Source organism: Bradyrhizobium sp. HKCCYLR20261, from assembly GCF_051168435.1.
GTDB lineage: Bacteria > Pseudomonadota > Alphaproteobacteria > Rhizobiales > Xanthobacteraceae > Bradyrhizobium.
The window spans coordinates 158,816-177,489 of the sequence record NZ_JBNPUZ010000010.1 but is presented as its reverse complement, the minus strand read 5'-3'; the positions used below and the strand labels follow the sequence as shown (position 1 = coordinate 177,489).

The following is an 18,674-nucleotide window of genomic DNA, read 5'->3' as shown; positions in this document are numbered from 1 at the left end:
CCTCCGAGGTGCGAGCGACACAAGCTCGATCGAGCGGATGTGCCGTCTTCTCGCTTCTGGCGTGATCCGGCCGCGATGCCCGAGGAATATGCGGTGCGAAACAATACGCCGGGCGAGCGGGCGAATGCAGAATGATATGCCGTCGGACAGCCGAATCCGGGACATGGAGTGGCGGATACCGCTCTAACCTGTGCCAGCCGAAAAGCTGGAGAAGCCGCATGCCCGCACCCCTGGTGCACGTCGAAACGTCGCCCGCGCTGCCCGAACGTGCAGATGCCGTGATCATCGGCGGCGGCATCGTCGGCGTCTTCGCAGCCTATTACCTCGCGCGTCGCGGGCTTGCCGTCGCCCTGATCGAGAAGGGGCGGATCGGCGCCGAACAGTCGAGCCGCAACTGGGGCTGGTGCCGGCAGCAGAACCGGGATGCGCGCGAGCTGCCGATGGCAACGCTGAGTCTCGATCTGTGGGAGCGTTTTGCCGCGGACAGCGGCGAGACCACCGGCTTCTCGCGCTGTGGTCTGTTCTATCTCAGCAATGACGAGGCGGAGCTTGCCGGCTGGGCACGCTGGGGCGAATTCGCCAAGACCGCCGGCGTCACGACCTTCATGCTGGATAGCCGGCAGGCTACCGAGCGCGGCGCAGCCACCGGACGCAGCTGGAAGGGCGGCGTGTTCTCGCCGACGGATGGCATCGCGAGTCCCGCAGATGCCGCGCCCGCGGTGGCGCGTGCGATCCTGAAGCAGGGCGGCTCGGTGCACCAGATGTGCGCCGTGCGCGGCGTTGAAACCAGCGGAGGCCGGTTGTCGGCGGTGATCACCGAGCGCGGCACCGTCCGCACGCCGCTGGCGATCCTGGCGGCGGGCGCGTGGGCGTCGTCGTTCTGTCATCAGATCGGTGCGGCGCTGCCGATCGCCTCGATCCGCGCCTCAGCCCTCGCGCTGTCGCCGTCCGCCGAGCCGCTGCCTCCTGCGTTGCATACGGCGGCCGTTTCGATCACGCGGCGCGGCGATGGCGGCCACACGCTCGCGATCAGCGGGCGCGGCCGCGTCGATCCGACCTTGCAGCAGTTCCGCTTCGCGCCGCACTTTCTGCCGATGTTCGCCAAGCGATGGCGCAGCCTGCTGCCCGGCGGGTTCGAGGGCCTGCGCGCCGGACATGAGACCGTCGGGCGCTGGCGCCTCGATGAGCCGACGCCGATGGAGCACAATCGTATCCTCGATCCCGCGCCGGATCGGGCGACGATCAGCCTGACGCATGCGCGTGCGCTCGAACTGCTCCCGGCGCTGAAGCAGAGCCGGATCACGGCGGCATGGGCGAGCTACATCGATTCGACGCCCGACGGCGTGCCTGCCATCGGCGAGTTCGCCGCGCTGCCCGGCTTGATCGTGGCTGCCGGCTTCAGTGGACATGGTTTCGGCATCGGTCCCGGCGCCGGCCATCTCATCGCCGATCTCGCAACCGGTGCGGTTCCGATCGTCGACCCCGCGTCCTATTCGCCCGAACGTTTCGCGCGCGCGCGGTCCACCAAGGTCGCGGATTTCTGATCCGGCCTCGATCGCGCGCGCGGTCCGGTCATGCCCTTCTGCTTCAGCGCCGCGAGGAACCGGACAGCCGCGGACAGCATCTGCTGTCGGCTGATCTTGTGCTTGTAGACGAGGCGCGAGCGGATCTGGTTGTTTGTGCGCGCGCTCGCGGCGGCTGAATCGGAACGTCTGAGGCGCGCGGCGATGCCTCCGCTGCCGACGTCAAGTCGGGCGATGCCGAGCGCGCGGCAATCCAGTCTGATCCGTGTCGTCGCGATCAGATTGGCGGCTGCGGGCGGAAGAGACCCGAAGCGGAGCTGCATGTCATCGGCGATGTCGTCGATCTCGGCCGCGGTTTCGGCATGTGCGAGGCGCGCATAGACCTCCAGCCGCGTGGTTTGGTCTTGCACGTAGTCGGTCGGCAGGAACGCGGGAACATCGACATGCAGCTCCGGAGTCCACATGTCGGCGGCGCGATGCGGCCGGCCCTTCAGGGCGCGTCCCAGAAGCTCGTGGTAGAGCGCGGGGCCGAACATCTGCACATGGCCTGCCTGTTGCTCGGATAACAGATCGCCCGCGCCCCTCAGGTCGAGATCACGGGCGCTGATCTGGAATCCGGCGCCGGCAAAGCTCAACTCCTGGAGCGCCGCCAGCCGTTTCTCGGCGGCTTCGCTTGGCGCCTCGGTGAGCAGATAGGCGAAGGCTCTGGTGCCGCCGCGTCCGACCCGGCCGCGCAACTGATGCAACTGTGAAAGCCCGAACTGCTCGGAGCCGGAAATCAGGATCGTGTTGGCGCGCGGAATGTCCAGGCCATTCTCGACGATGTTGGTGGCCAGCAGCACGTCGACCTTTCCGGCGACGAACCTCATCAGCTGTGCGTCGATATCGCGGGCCGGCATGCGCCCATGGATCACGGCGATGCTGAGGTCCGGCACGGCCTGGCGCAGGCGCTCCTGCATCGGGCCCAGATCCTTGATGCGCGGACAGATCACGAAGCTCTGGCCGCCCCGCCGATGTTCCCGGCGCAACGCCATCGCCAGCGTGGAATCGAGCGCCGCCGCGATCCTGGTCACGACGGGCAGGCGCTGTGCCGGTGGTGTCGCGATGACGCTGAGATCGCGCAGGCCTGCCATCGCACCGGCCATCGTCCGCGGGATCGGCGTGGCGCTCATCGTCAGCGTGTGGAGACCGGACCGCAATGCCGAGAGCCTGGCTTTCTCGGCGGCCCCGAAATGCTGCTCTTCGTCGATGATGACGAGACCGAGATCGGCAAAGCGAACGTCCTCCGCGGTGAGCGCGGTGGTGCCGATCACGAGCCGGAGCGAGCCGTCCGTGAGTTGTCGCTTGACGCCGCGCGCATCGGCGGCCGACGACAGCCGCGACAGCTGGCCGATCTCGATCCCGAACGGCGCCAGGCGCTTCGTGAAGGTCTGGACGTGCTGGGCTGCGAGCACCGTGGTGGGAACGATCAGCGCCACTTGCCGTCCGGCGAACACCGCGGCCGCGGCTGCGCGCAACGCGACCTCGGTCTTGCCGAAGCCCACATCGCCGCACACGATCCGGTCCATCGGATGTCCCGAGGCGAGATCCTTCAGCACATCCTCGATCGCGGCGGCCTGATCCGGCGTGGCGAGATAGGGGAAGCGCGCCACGAAACGCTCATAGTCCACGGCGGGCGCGACGATCCGCTGCGCCTTGCTGTGCCGGCGCGCCCGGATCAGCTCCGACAGCCGCCCGGCGATGCGGTCGATCTCACCTTCTGCCTGGAGGCAGCGTGCGGCCCATGAGCGGCCCTCGGCGTCGTCGAGCCTGATCCCGCTCGGATCTCGCGCATAGGGCCAGATCAGCGCGAGCTCCGCGACCGGCAGCAGGATCGCTTCGCCGTCGGCAAACACCAGGCGGATCAGTTCGCGCGTGCTGACATCCGTGGTCGAGACCAGTTCAAGCCCCTCAAGCAGCGCGAGCCCGCGCTGGAGATGAACGACGGCGCTGCCGGGAACGGGACTGATCTCGGGCTCCACCGCAATGGCCTGCCGCCGCGCCATCGGCTGAAGATGCCGGGCGCGGCTGCCGAGAACCTCGGCCGCGGTGATCACGACCAGCGGACGCGGCGTGTCGATCGTGAAGCCGCGCTCGAGATCGACCAGCAGCGAGGCGATCACGTCACCGCGTGTTCGCGTTGCCATCGACCAGTCGGCACGCCGCGGGAACGTCGTGCCGCTGATGCGCTCCATGCGCTGGAGATCGTTCTCGGTGCCCGCGGTGAAGATGATGCGGGCCTTCCGCTGCCTGCACGTGGCGATGTAGCGCCGAAGCGCTGTAGAGGGCGATCGCTGCAGGGCGAATTTCGGGACCTGCTCCTCATCCGCCGAGGGAGGCAGAATGGTAGCCCTCCGCATGACGTGATCCCAGGCGCTGCGGCCCATGAACGCGCGTGCGCGCCGGTCGGCATCGACCGCGGCTTCGTCGATGACCGCATGACGGACCTCTGCGCGGTGCGACACATCGGCGTCGGCGATGAGCTCGGCACCATCGAGATAGTCAAAAATGTCGACCGAGGCCATATCGCGGCCGGGGTGCCGCTCCGACATCGGATCGATCGTCAGCATTGTCGTCGCTGCGATCTCGGCCTGATTGATGGGATCGAAGAAGTGGATGCCGCGGATCACGCCGTCGGCGTGGCTGATCCGTGCCGGTCCGAGCGCGCCGGCTGCGAAGATCTCCGTGGTTTGACCATGAAACAGAACACCGCCGGGATAGTCCGGCGGATCATCAGGCTCATAGCCCAGACCGATCAGCGCGTCGCGAAACCGCTCGACGTCGATCGGCTGTCCGACATTGATCGGCAAGCTGGCGTCGCTCCAGTAACGCCGGGCGGGGACGCGTGGCAGCAGCGCCTCGACCGTCGAAACCAGGAACGGCCGTGCCGCGTCTTCAGCAAGGCGTCGCAGCACGTGAGCGCGCCGTCCGGAAACCTCCCGCGACGGTTCGGCATCATCGAAGGGGGGAGTGTCGAAACGTGGCAGGACGAGCACGTCGCAGTCCGGATCCATTGCATGCATCACCGCCGCCAGATGCTCGGCGCGCGCATCGTTGCTCGCGACGAACACCAGACCTTTCGGCGCCGCCCGTTGCCATTGCTGCAGCAGATCGAGCGCAAGGCGTCCCAGCGGCGCGCTGGATGACGGCAGTCGTCGTCGCGCCCGCGCGGTTGCCGATGTTGCTGCTTTGAGCGGAGCGGAAGACCGGGCCATCACGGACCCAACACCGCAATCGTGATCGCGGTTCCGCTGTGGCGCTTCTCACCCCATGACAAGGTATGGATTGCCCGAGGTCGCCCCCGATCGTACCACGTCCCAAAGCCATGTCCGAGATTGACGGACGTTCGTCATCCCATCCGAGCGCGCTCCCTCGCAAACCTGCCGCTCCAGACCGAGGTAAAGATCACAATGACGAGAATTCACGTGAACGGCCGGGACTACGAGGTGGCGGCGGAGGCGGATACGCCGCTGCTCTGGGTGCTCCGGGATACGCTGGGATTGACCGGAACGAAATATGGCTGCGGCATCGCGCAGTGTGGCGCCTGCACGGTCATGATCGACGGGCAGGCGACGCGGTCCTGCCAGGTGCCGCTCGACAGTATCGGCACGGCCGACATCCGCACCATCGACGCGATCGAGCAGGACAGCATTGGCCGCAAGGTCGTCGAAGCCTGGGTCACCGACCAGGTGCCGCAATGCGGCTATTGCCAGTCCGGGCAGGTGATGGCCGCCACCGCGCTCCTGAAGCAAAATCCGAAGCCGTCCGACGCCGACATTGCCGACGCCATGACCAATCTGTGCCGCTGCGGCACCTACAACCGCATCGCCGCCGCCGTCCGTCGCGCGGCCGAGGCCTGAGGAGACATCACGATGAACGCGCTCTTCAAGACCGATCTGTCGAACGTTCTGCCGCTGCTGTCCGTTCAGGGTGTAACCAACCTGTCGCGCCGCCGCCTGCTCGGAATTGGCGCCGGCGCTGTCGTGCTGGGCACCTTGCTGCCGGCGCTCGGCGCACGTGCCCAGACCGCTGCTGCCGTGAAGCCCGGCACGCGCGTGCCGGCGTTTCTGGTGATCGGCAAGGACAATTCGGTGAAACTGCTCAGTCCCTTCGTCGAAGGCGGGCAGGGCATCAACACCGGCCTTGCGCAGATCGTCGGCGAGGAGCTCGACGTGCATCCGAGCCGGTTCGAGGTCGAATGTGCGCCGCCCGGTCCGGACTACGCCATCATCAACGGTCTGCGGCTGACGGGCGGCAGCTTCTCGACCCGGTCGAGCTATGAGGTAATGCGCAAGCTCGGCGCCAGCGCGCGTGAGATGCTGATCCGCGCGGCCGCAGTGAAGCTGAACGTCAAGCCGGACACGTTGACGACCGACGATGGCCATGTCGTTCACGCCGCCTCGAACCGCCGCGTGGCCTATGGCGATGTCGCCGAGCAGGCGCTCGCGCTGACGCCGGCCGCCAACGTCGCGCTGCGTGATCCCGCGACCTTCCGCTACATCCGCCAGCCGATGGCGCGGCTCGATGTCCGCGCCAAGTCGACCGGCAAGGCCGTCTATGCGATCGACCAGAAGCTCGACGGCATGCTGTATGCGGCGATCCAGCATGCGCCCGTGCTCGGCACCGAGCCGGAGCGCATGAGCAACGAGGCAGCCGTCAAAGCGATGCCCGGCGTCCATGCCGTGCATCGACTGCCCGGCGCCGTCGCGGTGACCGCCGACAGCTGGTATCGCGCGCGCAAGGCGGTCGAGACGCTTGATGTCACCTGGTCCAAGGCGCCGGCGAGCGGCTTCGATGCGGTCGCGGCCGACTATTCCTCGGCGGGTCTGCTCGCGGCGCTGAAGGCGTCGAACGCGAGCGGCGTCTCCGCGGAGAAGGACGGCGATGTCGCGACGGCCTTTGCCGGCGCTGCGACGATCGTCGAAGCCGAGTATGACGCGCCCTATCTGGTCCATGGCCAGCTCGAGCCGCCGTCCTCGATGGCGCGCTTCAATGCCGACGGCACGCTCGAACTGTGGGTGCCCAACCAGATGCCGGAGCTGTTCCAGGGCATCGCGGCCAAGGTCGGCGATGTCGCGCCGGACAAGGTGATCCTGCACTCGCCGATCCTCGGCGGCTTCTTCGGCCGCCACTTCGCCTACGGTTCGTCCAATCCGTTCCAGCAGGCGATCCTGCTCGCCAAGGCAACCAAGCGTCCGGTCAAGGTGCTATGGTCGCGCGAGGAGGAGTTCAAGATGGACGCGCTGCGTCCCCTGAGCTTCAGCCGCTTCAAGGCGGCGCTCGACAAGGACGGCAAACCGATCGCGATCCAGGTCCGCACGGTCGGCGAGGGGCCGATGGGGCGCTGGTTCGGCGTCACCGCCGGCGGCAAGGTCGACAGCTCCGCGGTCGAAGGCATCGTCGAGAAGCCCTATGCGATCGCCCATCGCAGCATGGAGTATGTGAAGTTCGCGCACCCCGTGACCATCGCGTTCTGGCGCTCGGTCGGTCACTCCATGAACGACTACTTCTACGAGGGCTTCTTCGACGAGATCGCCGATGCCGGCAAGCAGGATCCGTATCAGCTGCGGCTGGCGCTGCTGAAGGACAAGCCGCGCCATCTCAAGCTGCTCGAGACGGTGGCGAAGATGTCCGGCGGTTGGAAGCGCGGACCCTACGATGCCGAGGGCGGCAAGCGCGCCCGCGGCGTCGCGCTGGCTTCGCCGTTCGGTTCGGAGACGGCGACCATTGCGGAGGTCTCGCTGGAGAAAGGCGAGGTGCGCGTCCACAATCTCTGGGTCGCGTTCGATCCCGGCAGCATCGTCAATCCCGCCATCGTCAAGTCGCAGGTGGAATCGGCGGCCGCGCTCGGCCTGTCGGCGGCGCTGTTCGAGGAGCTCGCCTACAAGGACGGCCAACGCCAGTCGCATAATTTCGACGACTATCCGATCCTGTCGCGCGCCGCGATGCCGAAGGTCCAGGTTGAGATCATCGAGAGCGGCGCGCCGATGGGCGGCGTCGGCGAGCCGGGCCTGCCCGGCATCGCGCCGGCGGTGGTCAATGCGGTAGCGGCGCTGACGGGGCGGCACGTTCGCAGCCTGCCGCTGGCCAAGGCGAAGCTCGGCGTTTGAGACGAGTTGTCAGCTTGAGAAAAGTCTGCATCCCGGCACGGCGTGCCGGGATGCTTCTTTGTTAGTGCGCGAGAAATCTGTCCACTTCGGCCGCGAAGTCGTCGATCTCCTGGAACAGGAAGGCGTGCCCCGCATCGGGATAGAGCACGAGCTTCGCATCCGGAGCCTGCTGCGACAGCACGTAGGAGCGATAGGCCGGCAGCATCACGTCATGCGCGCCGTTCGCGACCAGGATCGGCAGCCGCAGCTCCTTGGCCCGGTGCAGCATGCCCGGCCAGCTCGAGATCGCCTTGACCTGGCCCATGAACGCTGCCGCTGTCACCTTCGGACCGAGCTGCGGCTGAGCGGCGATACGCGCCAGCGACGCCCGGCCGGCGGCCACCGCCGTTTCGGTTTCCGGATAGAACAAAAACAGGAAATCCTCCGGCCCGTTCTCGGGCTTGGTCATGACCTGCGCCACGCGTGGATGCGCCTGCGGTCCGTCAGGGACGGGGCCAGGGCTCGATCCGGCCACGATCAGCCGCCGCACCAGCTGCGGCGCGTCGAGCGCCAGCTGTTGTCCGACGACGCCGCCCAGCGACCAGCCGAGCACGTCGACCTGACCGAAGCCCAGCGACCTGATCACTTCGGCGGCGACGGCGGCGATGCCGCCGATGCTGTCCGGCACCTCGCCCGCGGAGCGTCCGATGCCGGCGCTGTCGAAGCGGATCACGCGGCGGTCCTGGGCGATCGCCGCGATGAAGGCCGGGTCCCAGTCATCCATGGTGCCGCGAAAGCGCTGCAGCAGCAGCAAGGGCACGCCGCTGGTGGGTCCGTCCTCGCGCCACGCCAGCCGGCCGCGCGATGTGTCCAGCCACTTGATGGTCTCGTCATTGCTCATGGTCGCTCTCCTCGACATTGCGATGAGGAGAGCGTAGGAGACGCCGGTCACGTCTCAAATGACATAGAAGCGTCAATTCAGGACACGAGCGGCAGGCGAGTGGCCGGCTCGGGTTCGCCCTCGATCAGCCGCAGGCTGCGCCTCAGGCTCTGCGGCGGCTGGCCGAAGAAGCGCAGGAAGGCCCGGCGCATACGGTCGCGATCGGCAAAGCCGGTGTCGCGCGCCACCACGTCCATCGAATGTCGTCCGTCCTCCAGCATGGCCTTGGCAGCCTCGAGCCGCAGGCGCTCGACGGCCTTGGCCGGCGACTGTCCGGTCTCCTCGCGGAAGATGCGGCTGAACTGGCGCGGGCTCAGGCTCGCGGCTTCGGCCAGCTCTTCCACGCTGAGCGGGTTGCGCAGATGTTCCTTCGCATAAGTCAGCGCGCGGCGGACCCGGTCGGACCGCGGCTCAAGCTCCAGCAGGGCCGAGAATTGCGACTGGCCGCCGGGCCTGCGGTGATAGACGACGAGCCGCCGCGCCACCGCCCGCGACAGCTCGGCGCCGTGATCCTCCTCGATCAGCGCCAGGGTGAGATCGATCCCCGCCGTCATGCCTGCCGACGTCCAGATGTTGCCGTCGGCGACGAAGATGCGATCGTCATCGACCCTGATGGCGGGATAGCGCTCCTGCAGCGTGCTCGCATGCGCCCAATGCGTGGTCGCGCTGCGGCCGTCGAGCAGCCCGGCCTCGGCGAGCAGAAAGGCGCCGGTACAGACGCCGGCGACCCGGCGAGATCTCTGTCCGGCCTCGGCGATATAGGCGCGCAGCCCCGGACTGATCGGACGCGGCAGCAGCTCGCCGACCACCATCAATGTGTCGGGAAAGTCGCCGAGGGGGCTGGTCTCGACATGCACGCCCAAGGTCGAGCGGACCAGCCCGCCGTTCTCCGACATCACGCTGACCCGGTAGGCCTCTTCGCCGAGCTGGATGTTGGCGAATTCGAACGCCGTCGCGGCCGCCACGCCCATGAGCTGGAAGCCGTCCTCCATGATGAAGCCGATCTGACGCATGACGTCGGTCCTTGTGTCTCGATTTGACGTTTATACGACATTTGAGACATGACCGTCCAGGGCTAGTTTCTCGCCACGCAACACGCCCCGCGACCGCGCGGGCACGAGAAAGGATCTTCGCCATGACCAGCCAGACCACCGGGACCGTCCTCATCACCGGCGCCTCCTCAGGCATCGGCGCCGTCTACGCCGAGCGGTTCGCCGCCCGCGGCCACGCCCTCATCCTGGTCGCCCGCAACCAGGACCGCCTCTCCGGGCTCGCCGACAAGCTCACCACGCGCCACGGCGTGAAGGTGCGCACGCTCGTCGCCGATCTCACCGACCGCGCCGGGCTTGCCGAGGTGGAGAACGTGCTGAAGAGCGACGCGTCGATCACGCATCTCGTCAACAATGCCGGCTTCGGCAGCGCCGCCCCGCTCGCGAAAGCCTCGGTCGACGAGATGGAGAGGATGATCGCGATCAACGTGACCGCGCCGATGCGACTCACCTATGCGGCGGTGCCGCAATTCGTGGCCCGCAAACAGGGCACCATCATCAACATCGCCTCGATCGTCGCGATCGGCCCGGAGATCCTGAACGGCGTCTATGGCGGCAGCAAATCCTTCGTGCTCGCCTTCAGCCAGTCGCTGCGCAAGGAGCTCGCCGGCACCGGCGTGCACGTGCAGGTGGTGCTGCCCGGCGCGACCGGCACCGAGTTCTGGGACATCGCAGGACTGCCGGCGAGCAATTTGCCGAAGGAGTGGGTGATGTCGGCAGCCGATCTGGTCGATGCCGCGCTGCGCGGGCTCGACCGCGGCGAATTCGCCACCGTGCCCTCCCTCGCCAATGGCGCCGAGTTCGAGGCCTGGGACGCGGCACGGCAGACCATGCTGCCGCATCTGTCGAACGCCGATGTCGCCGAGCGCTATCGCGCCTGAGGCTGTGCTTCGCGCAGGCGGGTGAGGAGGACTCACCAGGAGCGTTGTGCTCGGAGAGCCCCGCTCACCCGCGTTGCATCTTGCGATGCAGTAGCCGCGGGCTAAGGCGCCATCACGAACCTCGAAAACTCCAGCGATCGCCGCGCGGCCTCGTCCAGTTGTGCCTCGTCGGCGTTGTCGCTGAGGTCGCGCCAGACCTTGATGTCGTTGCCGATGCCGCCGCCCATCTTGACGAACGGCTCCATCACGACGGCACGGTCGTAGCCGATCTCGCGGAGCGCTGCGCCGATCTCGTGCCAGGGCAGGTTGCCCTTGCCGGGGACGCGGCGGTTGTTCTCGCCGGTGTGGAAATGGCCGAGCAGCGGGCCGGCGGTGCGGATCGCGCCGGCGAAGCTGTCCTCCTCGATGTTCATGTGGAAGGTGTCGAGCATCACCTTCACGTTGGGCTTGCCGACCTCGCGCACGAAGGCGACGCCTTCCTCGGCGGTGTTGAGGACGTGGTTCTCGAACCGGTTCAACACCTCGAGGCACAGATCGATGCCGAGATCGGCGGCGAAATCAGCGAGACCAGCGATGCCTTCGAGGCCGCGCGCGCGGTCGCCGGCCTTGTCGACCGGTTTTGAATAGTCGATCGGCCAGTAGGAATGCAGCGCGCCGCCGATGATGTGGACGTCGATCTTGGCGAGATTGGTCAGCGTCTCCTCGAAGAAGGCGCGCCCGGCCTTGCGAATCTCCGGATCGGCCGAGGACAGATTGCGCTGCGGCGACGGGCCGAGGCCGGAGGTGATCGCGATGCCGTTGGCTTTGGCGGCGCGGCCGATCTCGGCGATGTGCGCCGGGCTGTAAGTGTTGAGATGATGGGCGGCGATCTCGATGACGTCGAAGCCGAGCTTGGCGACCTTCTCGACATAGCGCAGGCAGTCGGCGCTCCATTCCTGCTCCCAGTACGAATAATAGATGCCGAATTTCATCGGTGCCTCCTGTCAATCAATTCTGTCCTGGCCAGTGATCACGACATCGGCCGGCCGGCTGTTCGCCTGCACGAAGCGCCCGTTCGGCAGGTCGTTGCCCTCGACCTTCGCCTCGATCTCGTCCGGCCCGAGGCCGTAGCCGCGCCAGCGCGCGACAAGCCGCTGCCGCAGCACCTCCTCGGGTACGTCGATGGCGACGGTGATGTCGAAGAAGGCGTGCAGGCGCGACCATGGCGCCTGGTCCAGCAGCAGGTAGTTGCCTTCGACCACCAGCGTGCGGACAGCTCGCGGGATCAGCCGCGCGCTGCCGCGGGAAATTTCGAGGTCGCGGTCGAACACCGGCACGGCGATCTCGTCCTCGTCGTTGCGCTTGAGGCGGTCGAGCATGTGGAGCAGGCCGCCGACGTCGAACGTGTCAGGGGCACCCTTGCGGGCGCGCAGGCCGCGCGCGATCAGGATCCCGTCGTCATAGTGATAGCCGTCCATCGGCAGCAGCGCCGCGTTACCGGGCTGCGTGGCATTGAGCGCGACAACGAGCTGCTCGGCCAGCGTCGACTTGCCCGAGCCCGGCGCACCGGCGATGGCGACGACGAGGCGTGACGGTCCCTCGCGGGTCCTGATCAGTTTCACGAGGTCGTCGAGGGAGAGGCGCTGCGGCATGGGCGAACGGGTCATCATGACGGCTGGCTCACGAGCGCGGATGACCGGGGGCGGGACTGTCCGTCAGCGCTGGGCTCTGCTCGCGAGCCTCCGGCGCATCCCGTGGTGGCCGTATGAAGCCCAGCAGCAGCCGCATCATGGGTGAGCCGGAGCGCAGCACCATGACGCCGAGCAGGAACAGGCCCCAGACGGCGGTCGACAGATGCTGGTTGGCGCCGAGCAGATTGAGACCCGATGACAGCGTCTGCAGGATCACCAGCGCGATGAACACCGGCGCGACGCGGCCGAAGCCGCCGAACGGATCGACGCCGCCGAGGAAGCAGGCGAGCACGGTCACCAGCAACAGCGCATCGCCATGGCCGACGCGCACGGAGTTGAAGCGTGTCAGCATCACGATGCCGGCGAGCGCGCACATCACGCCGGACAGCGCGTAAAGCAGCGTGATCGTGCGCTTGACGTGCAGGCCGGAATATTCCGACGCCTGCGGGTTGGAGCCGATCATCGCCACCGCAAAGCCGTGCCGCGTGCGCGCCAGCAGCAGGTGCCAGAGGATCGCCGCAGTGACGAACACCAGCATCGGCACGGGGACGCCGAGGATGGCGCCATGGCCGAATTCGCGCAGGAAATCCGGAAAGCCGGAGATATCGCCGCCGCGGGTCAGGAACTCGCCGAGCCCCTTCAGGAAGATCATCATCGCGAGCGACGCCAGGATTGGATGCGCGCCGAAATAGGCGATGACCGCGCCCATGACAGCGCCGGAGGCGCCGCCGACCGCGAGCGCCGCGATGACGCCGATCGCGAACGCCAGCACGCCCGCATCCGCCCCGCCATTGATGTTGAGGATCCAGGCCAGCGTCAGGCCGCTGAGATTCGCAATGGCGATGATCGCGAGGTTGATGCCGTTCGCCATGATCGGCGCCAGCATCGCCAGCGTCAGCAGACCGAGATCCGGCAGCTGGAACGCGATCGATTCGAAATTGGCGGCGCTGAGAAACTTCGGCGCCGACAGGCCGAACACGAGCAGCGTCAGCGCGTAGAGGCCGAGCAGGCCGGCCGTGTCGCGGCCGATCAGTCGGGGCAGGGCATGAATGGGCTTGGACATCAGCGCGCCTCCCCGGCCCGCCCGAGAAGGCGCGCGAACAGATCGACATTCGAGAACGAGATCGCGACCAGGATGGTCAGGCCGATCACCATCTTGAACGCGTAGGGCGACACGCCGAGCAGGTTCAGCCCGTTCTGCACCACGGCCACCAGCAGCACGCCGAGCAGGCAGCCGAGCACCGAGCCGCGTCCGCCGCCGAGCCGCGCGCCGCCGAGTACGACCGCGGCGAGCACGTCGAGCTCGCGGCCGATCAGCGCATTCGGCACGACCTCCTGGGCGAGGTTGACCTGCATCAGCCCGCCGATGCCGGCCATCAGCCCCATCCAGCCATAGGCGATGAACTGCATCGTCACAGTCGGCACGCCGGCGCGGCGTGCGCCGTCGGGATTGTCGCCGAAGGCATAGAGCTGGCGGCCGATCGTGGTCCGGTCGATCAGGAACCAGGTCGCCGCCATGCACGCGACCATCGCAGCAACCGGCAGGGTCAGCGCGCCGCCATCGCCCAGCGAGGCCACTGCGACACGGTCGGTCCACCAGTCCGGCAGGTCGTAGATCGACTTGCCGGAGGTGGCGAACATCAAGAGGCCGAAGAAGGCATTGAAGGTCGCGATCGTCACCACGATCGAGATGATGCGGAAGCCGGCGACGAAGGCGGCGTTGATGCAGCCGAGCGCGATGCCGATGCTGCCGGCGAGCACCAGCCCGAGCATCCAGTTGCCGCCGCCCAGCTTGCCGAGCGCGATCGCCGTCAGATATTGCACGACCGATGCGCCGACTGCGAAGGAGATGTCGATGCCGCCGGCGATCAGCACGACCAGGAGCCCGACCGCCCAGATCACGTTGACGGCGTTGTTGTTGAGCAGCGAGGCGATGTTGCCGGCGCTGAGGAAGCTCGGCGCGGCCACGCCGAGCCCGAGCACGAGCAGCGCCAGCACGATGAACAGTCGCGTCTCGCCCTCGTGCTTGAGCAGATAGTCACGCATAGACGGCACGCTCCAGCTCGGCGATCGAGACCTTGCGCGGATCGATCTCCGCGACGATGCGGCCGTCGGCCATGTGCAGGATGCGATCGCAATTGAAGTACACCTCCGGTACCTCGTCGGAGATCATCAGGATGGCGATGCCGCTCTCGGCGAGTGCGCGCGCGATCCGGTAGATGCCGTCGCGCGCGCCGACATCGACGCCGACGGTCGGGCAGTCCAGGATCAGGAGCTTGGGCGCCGTCGCCAGCCATTTGGCGAGCACGACGCGCTGCTGGTTGCCGCCCGACAGCGTCGAGACGGCATCCTCAGGCCTGCCGATCTTGATCGCGAACTCCGCAATGCCCTTGGCGACCGCCGCCGCCTTCTTCGTCTCCGAGATCAGTCCGCTCGGGCCGGTGAGCTGCTGCAGCGTCGTGATGACCGTGTTGTCGGCGATCGACTGCGGCTGCACCAGGCCGAGCGAAAGCCGGTCCTCGGAGACATAGGCCACGCCGGCCGCGATCGCGTCGCGGTTGCTGCGTAAGGAGATGGGCTGGCCCGCGATGCGCAACGTCCCGGTCTCGGCGCGGGTCATGCCGAACAGCGTATGCGCAAGCTCGGTGCGGCCGGCGCCGATCAGCCCGATCAGTCCGACGATCTCGCCGGCACGAATGGTGAGGTCGATGTCGGCATACTCGCCGGCGCGAGTGAGGCCCGAAGTCTGCACCACGACCGGCGCATCGCCGACGTCGCGGGCGGTGACGGCATGATCGAAGGTCCGGCCGGTCATCAATTCGGTCAGCCGCGACTGCGTCATGCCCTGGGCGTCGTAGACGCCAACCAGCCGGCCGTCGCGCAGCACGGTGACGCGGCTGGAGATGTCCAGCACCTCGGCGAGCCGGTGGCTGACGAACACGACGGCCACGCCGTTGGCCGAGAGCGTGCGCACCACCGCCAGCAGATGATCGGTCTCGGCCTGCGTCAGCGACGCCGTCGGCTCGTCCATGAAGATCAGCCTGGAGTCGCAGGCCAGCGCCCGCGCGATCGCCACCAGCTGCCGTCCGGAGATCGGCAGGCTGCGCAGCGGCGCGCTGAGGTCGAGCTCCACGCCGAGCTTCGCAAGTGCTGCCCGCGCGGTCTCGCGGATGCTGCGATAGCGGACGAGCCGGGGCGCGCCGACCAAGCCGTCGAAGGCGATGTTCTCGGCCACCGTCATCTCCGGGAACAGCGCGAGGTCCTGCCAGATCACCGCCACACCCTTGCGGCGCGCCAGCGCCGGATGCGGCGCCTCGACGCGCTCGCCGAAATACTCCATGCGCGCGCCGGGCGCCGTCTGATAGACGCCGGCAATCACCTTGATGAGCGTGCTCTTGCCGCTGCCGTTCTCGCCGGCCAGGCAATGCACCTCGCCGCGCCCGACGGAAAACGACACATCGTCCAGCGCGCGCACGCCGCCGAACCGCACCGAGACATGCTCGAAGCGGATCGCGTCCGATGGATCAGGCAACGAATGAGCCGTTGCAGAGGTCATGGATCAAGCCAGAGTCCGGAGAGGAATCGGATCGTCGGTCCGTGGCGCGCGCAATGCGAGCCCCGAACCCATCACCACGTCGAGGATGTGAGGCAGGCTGTCAGTTGCCATCTCGCTTCCCAACATCATTCCGTGGTCATGGATTCCGGGCTCATCCGCGCTGCTCCAACATGGCTTCGCCATGTTGCGCGCGGATGCCCCGGAATGACCGAGCAAGGAGCAACGCATTCCGTCGTCATTCCGGGGCGCGCGCAGCGCGAGCCCGGAATCCATATCCACAGGCCGTGGTGTGAGGCACGCGCGCAATTGGCATCTCGCCTCACACCGTCTGCCCGTTGCGATGGTCCAGGCCCATCCACGCTCTCGATAGCTGTCACCATGTTGCGCGCGGATGACCCGGAACAACGAACGGCGCGATCACAGGCCGAGGTCGGCGAGCTTGTCGACGGTCTCCTTGTTGATCGGCAGCAGATTGTCGGTGATGATGTTGCGCGTCTTCGGATCGGGACGCACTGTGCCGAGGCCCTCGATATTGGTGCCGTCGGTGATCTCCTTGCCGTCGACCAGCAGCTTGCCGACACGGACGAAGACGCGGCCCGCCTCCGCCGGATTCCACATGTAGCCGCCGAGGATCGCGCCCGCCTTGATCAGCTTGCGGCCCTGGCCGGGCGAGAACGGTCCGACCACGAAGGCCTTGCCGGTGAGCCCCTTCTCTTCGATGGCGCGGCCGGCGCCGATCGGGCCCTGGCTGCCGAAGGCGAGGAAGCCGCGCAGGTTGGGATTGGCGGAGAACAGATCCAGCGCGGTCTTGCGGCTGTCGTCGACGTTCTCGGCGACGCCGTAGCGCTCGCCGACCTGCTTCATGTCCGGATACTTGGCCTTGAGATGGGCGATCGCCGCGTCGGCCCAGGCATTGTGCAGCGGCACCGTCAGCGAGCCGACATAGACGGCATATTCACCCTTGCCGCCCATCGACTTCGCCAGGAGATCGGCATGCGCCTCGCCGAAACCCTTGGCCGAGGCCAGTTCGAAATCCCAGTCCTTGTTCTGGATGCCCGGACCTTCGTGGATCACCACCTTGATGCCGGCGCCGCGCGCCTTCTGCAGCACGGGCTCGAGCGCCTTCTCGTCGTTTGGCACGACGCCGATGATGCTCACCTTCTTGGCGATGAGGTCCTCGATCGCGCGCACCTGTAGCGCAGGGTCGGCGCTGGTCGGGCCGATCATCGAGGCGTCGACACCTTCCTTGGCGCCGGCCTCCTTGATGCCGGTCTCCATCGCGTTGAACCAGGGGATGCCGCCGATCTTGACGACGACGCCCATGGTCGGCTTGTCGGCCGCGACGGCGTGGTGGATGAAGGAGCCGGTGGCGAGCACGGCCGCGAGGGCCGCACTTGCGAGCAGGGCACGTCGTGAAGCTGAAAATGTCGTCATGACCTTAACTACCCTCCCTAAATTGCGCTCATTGGCGCATTTGCGGATCGAGAGATCCGTCTGCCCTGGACCGATTCCGGCCCAGAATTCCTTGGTGTCAGTCGCTCATTTTCGAACCGGCAGGGCGCTGCGCCCCGCAGGTCCTTTCGATGTCGTTGGCCGACGTGGCGGAGCCGAGGAATCCCGGATCTTCAGCTCGCACGGCAACAGCACGTGTTTGGCAGGAGACGCGTCTCGCTTGATCCGCGCACTCAGCCGCTCCCAGAGAATGTGGCCGATCTCCCGGACCGGCTGCGCGATCGCCGTGATCGGCGTGGCGCGCGCGCGCATCCAGGCATAGTCGTCGAAGCCGATCAATGAGACGTCCTGCGGCAGCTTGAGGCCTCGCTCGGCGATCGTCGTCAAGGCCGTCAGGGTCGTGGAGTTGGTGAGCGCCTGGATCGCGGTCGGCGCCGGCGCGCGATCGAAACAGTCCGAAAGCCTGCGCTGCTCGATGTCGGGATCGAAGCCGAGCTCGACGATCTCAGGTGCGGGCAATCCATGCTCGCGGAACGCCTCCGCCGCGCCGTCACAACGCTGCCGGATGTTGGCGAGGCGCAACGATGTCGCGGCAATGACGATGCGCTCGTGGCCGAGATCGATGAGGTGTGACGCCGCAATGCGCCCCGCTTCGAAATTGTCGAGCGACACGGTGTCGGCATTCAACGCGTCGGTGACGCGGTCGCCAATGACGTAGGGCGTTCGGGACGCCTCGATGACGTCGCGGCCGGCAAAGCCGTCGAAGCAGGGGACGACGATCAGTCCAGCCGGGCGCCACGCCAGCAGCGCCTTGAGCCTGGACAACTCGGTGGCCTCGTCGTCATGCGAGCTCGCGATGATCACTTCATAGGAGTCGCCGCCCGCGCATTGTTCGATCGCCGAGACGATCGAGGTGAAGAACGGGTTGTCGAGCTCGGGAACGAGCACGGCAATGATGCGCGCGTCGCCCGAGCGCAGCATCGAGGCAAGCGGATCGGCGCGATAGTCGAGCGCCTTTACCGCGGCCTCGACCTTCTCGACGAGCGCGGGGCTGACCGGCTTGCGGCCCGTCAGAACGTTCGACACCGTCGCCGGAGACACGCCCGCGAGCCTGGCCACATCGTTGATGGATCGCGGCTTATCTACCATGGGGTGTCCGGTGGTGTCCCTTGTCGTGCGCCTTGATGCGCGCTGAACTCAGCCGGTAAAACGATTTACAGAGATCTGACCGCGAGGCAAGCGGAAAGTGCCTGGGACGCCGCCGACGCGATCGACGCGCGCTGAGCGGGTGGGATGATGCTTCCTTCCTGCGCCAGATGATGGACCGGAAAACGGGACTGCTGTTCGGCGAAAAGCCGCAAATGCTGGTGATCGGCTTGGCGATCATGTGCAATCCCAGGCTCCTGATGCTAGACGAGCCGGGTCTCGGCCTGTCTCCGGTGATGGTGCAGCGCGTGCTCGACGCGAGCGGACCA

15 protein-coding genes are annotated in these 18,674 nt (G+C 67.1%); 5 read left to right on the top strand and 10 right to left on the bottom strand.

Annotated features, from left to right (window positions below; all coding sequences use genetic code 11):
• Window positions 1-218 precede the first annotated feature (218 nt).
• Complete coding sequence (locus ACQR1L_RS23095) at window positions 219-1,544, top strand: NAD(P)/FAD-dependent oxidoreductase (RefSeq protein ID WP_434860219.1); 1,326 nt, start codon at window positions 219-221, stop codon at window positions 1,542-1,544.
• On the opposite strand, the gene ACQR1L_RS23090 is transcribed toward ACQR1L_RS23095, so the two are convergent.
• Window positions 1,490-4,585 carry a TRCF domain-containing protein gene (locus ACQR1L_RS23090; protein WP_434860245.1) on the bottom strand — a complete coding sequence of 1,032 codons (3,096 nt, stop codon included), beginning with the start codon at window positions 4,583-4,585 and terminating at the stop codon, window positions 1,490-1,492. The genes ACQR1L_RS23095 and ACQR1L_RS23090 overlap by 55 nt on opposite strands.
• Between ACQR1L_RS23090 and ACQR1L_RS23085 the strand changes: the two genes are divergently transcribed.
• From ACQR1L_RS23085 to ACQR1L_RS23075, 3 genes are all read left to right on the top strand, one after another.
• Entirely contained in the window at window positions 4,478-4,708 is a 231-nt protein-coding gene (locus tag ACQR1L_RS23085; RefSeq protein WP_434860248.1) for a hypothetical protein, read from the top strand. The genes ACQR1L_RS23090 and ACQR1L_RS23085 overlap by 108 nt on opposite strands.
• Before the next feature lie 264 nt (window positions 4,709-4,972).
• Window positions 4,973-5,422 (top strand): (2Fe-2S)-binding protein, encoded by a 450-nt coding sequence (locus ACQR1L_RS23080; protein WP_434860218.1) that lies wholly within the window; start codon window positions 4,973-4,975, stop codon window positions 5,420-5,422.
• 12 nt (window positions 5,423-5,434) lie between these two features.
• A complete protein-coding gene (locus ACQR1L_RS23075) occupies window positions 5,435-7,672 on the top strand; it encodes a molybdopterin cofactor-binding domain-containing protein (RefSeq protein ID WP_434860217.1) in 2,238 nt (745 codons plus the stop codon).
• Window positions 7,673-7,733: 61 nt separating this feature from the next.
• Here the strand turns inward: ACQR1L_RS23075 and ACQR1L_RS23070 are convergent, their stop codons facing one another.
• Both ACQR1L_RS23070 and ACQR1L_RS23065 read right to left on the bottom strand, forming a co-directional pair.
• Window positions 7,734-8,552: an alpha/beta fold hydrolase gene (locus ACQR1L_RS23070; protein ID WP_434860216.1), complete on the bottom strand. Its 819-nt coding sequence runs from the start codon at window positions 8,550-8,552 to the stop codon at window positions 7,734-7,736.
• A 77-nt stretch (window positions 8,553-8,629) separates the two neighbouring features.
• Complete coding sequence (locus tag ACQR1L_RS23065; RefSeq protein ID WP_434860215.1) at window positions 8,630-9,604, bottom strand: GlxA family transcriptional regulator; 975 nt, start codon at window positions 9,602-9,604, stop codon at window positions 8,630-8,632.
• A gap of 122 nt (window positions 9,605-9,726) precedes the next feature.
• Between ACQR1L_RS23065 and ACQR1L_RS23060 the strand changes: the two genes are divergently transcribed.
• On the top strand, window positions 9,727-10,521 hold the full coding sequence (locus ACQR1L_RS23060) for an SDR family NAD(P)-dependent oxidoreductase (RefSeq protein ID WP_434860214.1): 795 nt from the start codon (window positions 9,727-9,729) through the stop codon (window positions 10,519-10,521).
• A gap of 101 nt (window positions 10,522-10,622) precedes the next feature.
• On the opposite strand, the gene ACQR1L_RS23055 is transcribed toward ACQR1L_RS23060, so the two are convergent.
• From ACQR1L_RS23055 to ACQR1L_RS23025, 7 genes are all read right to left on the bottom strand, one after another.
• A complete protein-coding gene (locus tag ACQR1L_RS23055) occupies window positions 10,623-11,492 on the bottom strand; it encodes a sugar phosphate isomerase/epimerase family protein (protein ID WP_434860213.1) in 870 nt (289 codons plus the stop codon).
• 12 nt (window positions 11,493-11,504) lie between these two features.
• Window positions 11,505-12,170 (bottom strand): nucleoside triphosphate hydrolase, encoded by a 666-nt coding sequence (locus ACQR1L_RS23050; RefSeq protein WP_434860212.1) that lies wholly within the window; start codon window positions 12,168-12,170, stop codon window positions 11,505-11,507.
• A 10-nt stretch (window positions 12,171-12,180) separates the two neighbouring features.
• Window positions 12,181-13,254: an ABC transporter permease gene (locus tag ACQR1L_RS23045; RefSeq protein ID WP_434860211.1), complete on the bottom strand. Its 1,074-nt coding sequence runs from the start codon at window positions 13,252-13,254 to the stop codon at window positions 12,181-12,183.
• Window positions 13,254-14,237 (bottom strand): ABC transporter permease, encoded by a 984-nt coding sequence (locus tag ACQR1L_RS23040; protein ID WP_434860210.1) that lies wholly within the window; start codon window positions 14,235-14,237, stop codon window positions 13,254-13,256. The genes ACQR1L_RS23045 and ACQR1L_RS23040 overlap by 1 nt, the downstream gene beginning before the upstream one ends.
• The gene (locus ACQR1L_RS23035) at window positions 14,230-15,747 is read right to left on the bottom strand and encodes a sugar ABC transporter ATP-binding protein (RefSeq protein WP_434860209.1); all 1,518 of its coding nucleotides are present in this window, start codon (window positions 15,745-15,747) and stop codon (window positions 14,230-14,232) included. The genes ACQR1L_RS23040 and ACQR1L_RS23035 overlap by 8 nt, the downstream gene beginning before the upstream one ends.
• A gap of 417 nt (window positions 15,748-16,164) precedes the next feature.
• A complete protein-coding gene (locus ACQR1L_RS23030; protein ID WP_434860208.1) occupies window positions 16,165-17,181 on the bottom strand; it encodes a substrate-binding domain-containing protein in 1,017 nt (338 codons plus the stop codon).
• A gap of 105 nt (window positions 17,182-17,286) precedes the next feature.
• Window positions 17,287-18,348 (bottom strand): LacI family DNA-binding transcriptional regulator, encoded by a 1,062-nt coding sequence (locus ACQR1L_RS23025; protein ID WP_434860207.1) that lies wholly within the window; start codon window positions 18,346-18,348, stop codon window positions 17,287-17,289.
• Between the last annotated feature and the right edge of the window lie 326 nt (window positions 18,349-18,674).

Excerpts from the sequence above, each read along its gene's own strand:
- ACQR1L_RS23095 (WP_434860219.1), top strand. The coding sequence starts at position 219 with ATGCCCGCACCCCTGGTGCACGTCGAAACGTCGCCCGCGCTGCCCGAA.
- ACQR1L_RS23090 (WP_434860245.1), bottom strand. The coding sequence starts at position 4,585 with ATGCATGCAATGGATCCGGACTGCGACGTGCTCGTCCTGCCACGTTTC.
- ACQR1L_RS23080 (WP_434860218.1), top strand. The coding sequence starts at position 4,973 with ATGACGAGAATTCACGTGAACGGCCGGGACTACGAGGTGGCGGCGGAG.
- ACQR1L_RS23075 (WP_434860217.1), top strand. The coding sequence starts at position 5,435 with ATGAACGCGCTCTTCAAGACCGATCTGTCGAACGTTCTGCCGCTGCTG.
- ACQR1L_RS23070 (WP_434860216.1), bottom strand. The coding sequence starts at position 8,552 with ATGAGCAATGACGAGACCATCAAGTGGCTGGACACATCGCGCGGCCGG.
- ACQR1L_RS23065 (WP_434860215.1), bottom strand. The coding sequence starts at position 9,604 with ATGCGTCAGATCGGCTTCATCATGGAGGACGGCTTCCAGCTCATGGGC.
- ACQR1L_RS23060 (WP_434860214.1), top strand. The coding sequence starts at position 9,727 with ATGACCAGCCAGACCACCGGGACCGTCCTCATCACCGGCGCCTCCTCA.
- ACQR1L_RS23055 (WP_434860213.1), bottom strand. The coding sequence starts at position 11,492 with ATGAAATTCGGCATCTATTATTCGTACTGGGAGCAGGAATGGAGCGCC.
- ACQR1L_RS23050 (WP_434860212.1), bottom strand. The coding sequence starts at position 12,170 with ATGATGACCCGTTCGCCCATGCCGCAGCGCCTCTCCCTCGACGACCTC.
- ACQR1L_RS23045 (WP_434860211.1), bottom strand. The coding sequence starts at position 13,254 with ATGTCCAAGCCCATTCATGCCCTGCCCCGACTGATCGGCCGCGACACG.
- ACQR1L_RS23040 (WP_434860210.1), bottom strand. The coding sequence starts at position 14,237 with ATGCGTGACTATCTGCTCAAGCACGAGGGCGAGACGCGACTGTTCATC.
- ACQR1L_RS23035 (WP_434860209.1), bottom strand. The coding sequence starts at position 15,747 with ATGACCTCTGCAACGGCTCATTCGTTGCCTGATCCATCGGACGCGATC.
- ACQR1L_RS23030 (WP_434860208.1), bottom strand. The coding sequence starts at position 17,181 with ATGACGACATTTTCAGCTTCACGACGTGCCCTGCTCGCAAGTGCGGCC.
- ACQR1L_RS23025 (WP_434860207.1), bottom strand. The coding sequence starts at position 18,348 with ATGGTAGATAAGCCGCGATCCATCAACGATGTGGCCAGGCTCGCGGGC.